The organism is Deferrisoma palaeochoriense, assembly GCF_054656955.1.
Genome location: NZ_BAAHXI010000119.1, coordinates 1 through 4802, shown reverse-complemented (window position 1 = coordinate 4802; position 4802 = coordinate 1). Strand labels below are relative to the sequence as shown.

Here is a 4802-nt window from a genome sequence, read left to right as displayed (position 1 = left end):
TTCCCAGCGCCCCTTTGGGGCCCCACTGTGCATGACAGTAACGCCCGAGTCAGGGCTCAGGGATAGGAGCGGGGTCCCCGCCGCGATCCGGGCCGAAGGCCCGAAGGGATATGGTCGCGGCTGGAAAGCCGCTCCCACAGGTTGGGACAACAGCCGACGCTAGAATCCCAAAGGATTTTGGCGTCCTAGCGTCCCAGCCTCCTAGCATCCCAGCAGGAAGTTACTCGGAAGTCCCTCCCCTGGACCGGCGGAGGCGTTGCGGGCGGAATCCGAAGGGTTTTCCGCCGCCTGGCTGCCCAGACGCCCAACTGCCTAGCGCGAGATTCGGCTCCGGCCGTTGCGTCCGAACGTCCCCCCGTCCCCGCGTCCGCACGGAGAAAAGGAGATAACGACATGCCCCACGTCACGCGGATCAAGGTGCGCGGCTACCACCTGGACCTCTACGGCCACGTGAACAACGCCCGGTACCTGGAGTTCCTCGAGGAGGCCCGGTGGAGCTGGGTGGAGGAGCGGGGCGACCTGGCCGGATTCATGAAGGGTGGGTACGGGTTCTCGGTGGTGAACATCAACATCAGCTACCGCCGGCCGGCGTTCCTGGGCGAGGTGCTGGAGGTGCGCTCGTCGCTCAAGAGCCTGGGGAACCGCTCTGGCGTGATCCGGCAGGAGGTCTGGCTCGCGGGCTCCGACACCCTGGTGGCGGAGGCGGACGTGACCTTCGTGGTGGTGTCGGCCAAGACCGGCCGCGCCGTGCCCCTCGAGGGCGAGGTGCGAGAACTCCTGGGCGGGCTGGGGGAAGGGCTGGGAGGCTAGGAAGCTGGGAGGCTGGGAAGCGAGGAAGCCCCCCTCAACCTGTGAGTGCATCCGTCCGGACCGGCGAGCCTACCCCGCTCGTTGTTTCCCCGCCGAGTAGATGCCCAGGGTGTAGCGGTGGGGACCCGGGGTTCCCTGGGGGACGAACGCCACCCGGTCGCCGGGGCGCACGGGGTGGGCGAGATCGTGGGTGCGGTGGTTCACGATCACGGCCTCGATCCGGTCGAGGGGGAGCCCCAGGCGCCGGGCGAGTTCGGCGGCCGCCACCCCCTCGGCAGGCACCTCCACGTCCGCCTCGCTCGGGAGCCCCTGCTCCCGCCGCAGGGTGTGGAGGAGCCCCAGAAACAGCACCCGGGCCGTGCCGGCGTTCCCCTCGCTCGTCATGCTCGCCTCCCCTCGATCAGAGATTCCGCGCCAGGTCCCGAAGGGCGTCCCGGCCCTCCCGGACGGGGGTTCGGTACGCCCGGGGCAGGAGGTCGAGCACGGCGTCGGCCGCCCGGAGGGCGTAGGGCATGGTTTTCGACTCACGCACCAGCGGGGCGCGCGGCGGAAGCACCGCCCCCAGGAAGTAAGCCACGGTGGCCGCCACGATGGCGGCCTTGAGGAGCCCCAGGCCCGCGCCCACGGTGCGGTCCACCCAACCCAGGCACGCGGCCCCCAGGAGCCGGGAGATCCCCACCCCCACGAGGAACGCCGCGGCGATGCAGCCGATCAGGATCCCGGCAAACGCCACGAGTTCCCGGGTGGCCGGCCCGAACCACGGGATGTGCGCCGCCACCACCGCGTGGTACCGCAACGCCGCCCCGGCCCCGGCCACCACCCCCACGAGCCCGGCGATCTGGCGCACCGCCCCCTTCCAGATCCCCGCCAGGAGCAAGATCCCGGCCAAAACGGCCACGAACAGGTCAAAGGGGTTCATGCAGGAATCTCCTATGGGTTCGCTGGCGGAGAAACAACGGCCCCGCGAGGCCTCCGGGCGGCAGAGCCAAGTCCCCCAAGCGGGGACGTCAACGGAAACCGACCCGGCTGTCGCCCCGGGAGCCGGTCTCACCGCCGGGGTCCCGCCGGTCACCCCCCTTACGGCCCAGGCAGGGGTTCATCCTACTTCCTCCACGCCCCCGGGAAAAAGAGCACGAACACGGTGAAGAGCTCGAGCCGGCCGGCCAGCATGCAGAAGGTGAGCACGGCCTTGCCCGCCTGGGGAAGGTGGGCGTAGTTGTCCACCGGGCCCACGTCGCCCAGGCCCGGGCCGATGTTCCCCACGCAGGCGATGACCGAGGCCACCGCGGTTACGGGCTCCACCCCCAGGGCCGCCATGGCGAGCGCCCCGCCGCCCGTGACGAGGAGGTAGAGGGCGAAGAACCCGAGCACGCCCTGGAGCACCTCGGGCGGCACCGGCCGGCCGTCCATCTTGACGAGCCGCACCCCCCGGGGGTGGATGAGCGCCCAGAGCTGGGCCCAGGCGTGTTTTAAGATGAGCACCACCCGGCTCACCTTCATGCCGCCCCCCGTGCTGCCGGCGCAGCCTCCGATGAACATGAGGAGCACGAGGAGCACCTGCCCCACCACGGGCCAGGCCTCGTAGTCGGCCGTGCCGAACCCGGTGGTGGTCAGGATCGAAACGGCCTGGAAGGCGCTGTACCGGAGGTTCTGGAGGAGGTCGGGGTAGGGGCCGACGGCGTTGGCGATCATCAGGATGCCCACCGCCCCCAGGGTGAGGAGGCCGTAGGCCCGAAGTTCCTCGTTCCGCAGGACCCGGCGCCAGCCCCCGGTCAGGGCCGCGTGGTGGAGCGCGAAGTTCACCCCCGCGAGGAACATGAACACCGTGATCACGGCGTCCACGTAGGCGCTCCCGAACCCGGCCACGCTGGCGTTTCGGGTGCTGAACCCGCCCGTGGCCATGGTGGCGAAGGCGTGGCAGACGGCCTCGAACCAGTCGAGGCCCCCCAGCATGAGGAGCAGGGTCTCGGCCGCGGTGAACAGGACGTACACGCCCCAGAGGAGCTTGGCCGTGTCCTGGATGCGCGGCCGCAGCCGGTCGGCCGTGGGGCCGGGCACCTCGGCCCGGAACATCTGCATGCCGCCCACCCCCAGCATGGGCAGGATGGCGAGCCCCAGGACGATGATGCCCATGCCCCCCAGCCAGTGGGTGGTGGCCCGCCAGAGGAGGAGGCTCCGGGGCAGGGCCTCGATGTCGGTGAGCACCGTGGCCCCGGTGGTGGTGAACCCCGAGAGGGACTCGAACACCGCGTCCACCAGGGTGGGAAGCGCCCCGGTGAGCCGGTAGGGGAGCGCCCCCACCACCCCGAAGAAGAACCACCCCAGGGTGACCACGGCGAACCCCTCCCGGTGGGTGAGGTCCGGGGACCCCCGGCGGCCGAGGGACAGAAGGGCGGCGCCGCCCCCCAGTCCCGCGGCGATCGCCCCGAGGAACCCGGCCTGGGCCCCGTCGCCGTCGGCGAGCGAGAGGGCCAGGGGCACCAACAGCATGGCGGAGAGGGCCAGGCCCAGCCCGCCCAGGACGCGCGCGAGGGCGAAGAGGTTCATGGGGCACCGAAAAAGTCTTCGACGGCCACCACCGCCTCAGGCAGGGCGAACACCACGATCCGGTCGCCCGGCTCGAGCGCGGTCTCGCCGGTGGGGATGAAGGCCTCGTCGCCCCGCACCACCGCCCCCACCAGGGCACCCCGGGGAAACGGCACCTCCCGGAGCGGCCGGTGGGCCCAGGGGAACCCCTCGGGGATCCGGAGTTCCAGCACCTCGGCCTGGTTTTCCTCCACCGTGGCCACGCTCAGCACCCCGCCACGGCGCACGTACTTCAAAATGGCGCTCGCCGTGGAGAGTCGGGGGCTGATGCAGGCGTCGATCCCTAAGCTCGGCACCAGGCCCACGTAGGCGGGCTGGTCCACCAGGCACAGGGCCCGGCGGGCCCCGTGGCGCTTGGCCAGGAGCGAGGCGAGGATGTTCTTCTCCTCGTTGGGCGTGGTGGCCACCACCACGTCGGCCTTTCCAATGCCCTCCGAGAGGAGCACGTCCACCTCGGTGATGTCGGCCTGGAGGATCGTGGCCCGGTGGGCCCGGGCCGCGAGGTCCTCGCACCGGGCCCGGTCGGGCTCCACCAGGGTCACCTCGGCCCGCTCCCGGTCGAAATGTGCGGCCACCCGCTGGCCCACGGCGCCGCCTCCAAACACGAAGATCCGGCGGGTCTGGCGTTTCTCTAGGCCGAACATGTACCGCACGGCCCCCAGATCCTCCCGGCGCATCACCAGGAACACGTGGTCGTCGGGCTCCACCGTGTCGTCGCCCCGGGGGATCAGGGTGCGGCCGTGGCGGGTGATAGCCGCCACGACGAAGGGGTACATGGCGCGCAGCTCGCCGATCTCGGCCAGGGAGAGACCGGCCACCGGGCTCGAGGCCGTGATGGGGTACCCCACGAACAGGATCCGGCCGTCGGCGAACTCGGCCACCTCCACCGCGGCCGCGTGGCTCGCGATGTTGATGAGATCCTGGGCCACGGCCTCCATGGGGTTGATGAGGAGCTCGATCCCGAGTTTCTCGGCGTTGAGCACGGCGCCCCGGCCCGTGTAGGCCACCGACCGCACCCGGGCGATCTTGACCGGGACCCCGTACTCCTTCGCCAGGAGGCAGGCCACCAGGTTCACCTCGTCCACGTCGGTCACGGCGATGAAGAGCCCGCACTCCCCGATGCCGGCCTCCTCGAGCACCCGGGCCTCGGCCCCGTTGCCCTCGAGGGCGAGCACGTTCAGGCGCTCCTCCACCGACCGCAGGGCCGCCCGGTTCTGCTCCACCACCACGACCTCGTGGCCCTCCCGGGCCAGCCGGTCGGCCGTGTGGAACCCGACCTCGCCGGCCCCCACCACGATCACCCGCACGCGAATCCTCCTCCGAAGAGCTGGGACGCTGGGATGCTAGGAAGCTGGAACGCTAGGACGCTGGGATGCTGGGACGCTAGGACGCTGGGACGCTGGGAT

5 protein-coding genes are annotated in these 4802 nt (G+C 71.2%); 1 reads left to right on the top strand and 4 read right to left on the bottom strand.

Going from position 1 to position 4802, the window contains the following annotated elements; translation table 11 throughout:
* Nucleotides 1-393 precede the first annotated feature (393 nt).
* Complete coding sequence (locus ACYQ8L_RS18050) at nt 394-810, top strand: acyl-CoA thioesterase (protein ID WP_459943213.1); 417 nt, start codon at nt 394-396, stop codon at nt 808-810.
* A 69-nt stretch (nt 811-879) separates the two neighbouring features.
* Here ACYQ8L_RS18050 and ACYQ8L_RS18045 read toward each other — a convergent pair whose 3' ends face one another.
* The 4 genes from ACYQ8L_RS18045 to trkA form a co-directional block, all read right to left on the bottom strand.
* A complete protein-coding gene (locus tag ACYQ8L_RS18045; RefSeq protein WP_459943212.1) occupies nt 880-1194 on the bottom strand; it encodes a MoaD/ThiS family protein in 315 nt (104 codons plus the stop codon).
* 16 nt (nt 1195-1210) lie between these two features.
* Complete coding sequence (locus tag ACYQ8L_RS18040; protein WP_459943211.1) at nt 1211-1729, bottom strand: CvpA family protein; 519 nt, start codon at nt 1727-1729, stop codon at nt 1211-1213.
* A gap of 182 nt (nt 1730-1911) precedes the next feature.
* Nucleotides 1912-3357: a TrkH family potassium uptake protein gene (locus tag ACYQ8L_RS18035; RefSeq protein ID WP_459943210.1), complete on the bottom strand. Its 1446-nt coding sequence runs from the start codon at nt 3355-3357 to the stop codon at nt 1912-1914.
* A complete protein-coding gene (gene trkA / locus ACYQ8L_RS18030; RefSeq protein ID WP_459943209.1) occupies nt 3354-4703 on the bottom strand; it encodes a Trk system potassium transporter TrkA in 1350 nt (449 codons plus the stop codon). The genes ACYQ8L_RS18035 and trkA overlap by 4 nt, the downstream gene beginning before the upstream one ends.
* Nucleotides 4704-4802 lie beyond the last annotated feature (99 nt).

Bases quoted from the DNA above. Each gene is read 5' to 3' on its own strand.
- ACYQ8L_RS18050 (WP_459943213.1), top strand. From the start codon at position 394: ATGCCCCACGTCACGCGGATCAAGGTGCGCGGCTACCACCTGGACCTC.
- ACYQ8L_RS18045 (WP_459943212.1), bottom strand. From the start codon at position 1,194: ATGACGAGCGAGGGGAACGCCGGCACGGCCCGGGTGCTGTTTCTGGGG.
- ACYQ8L_RS18040 (WP_459943211.1), bottom strand. From the start codon at position 1,729: ATGAACCCCTTTGACCTGTTCGTGGCCGTTTTGGCCGGGATCTTGCTC.
- ACYQ8L_RS18035 (WP_459943210.1), bottom strand. From the start codon at position 3,357: ATGAACCTCTTCGCCCTCGCGCGCGTCCTGGGCGGGCTGGGCCTGGCC.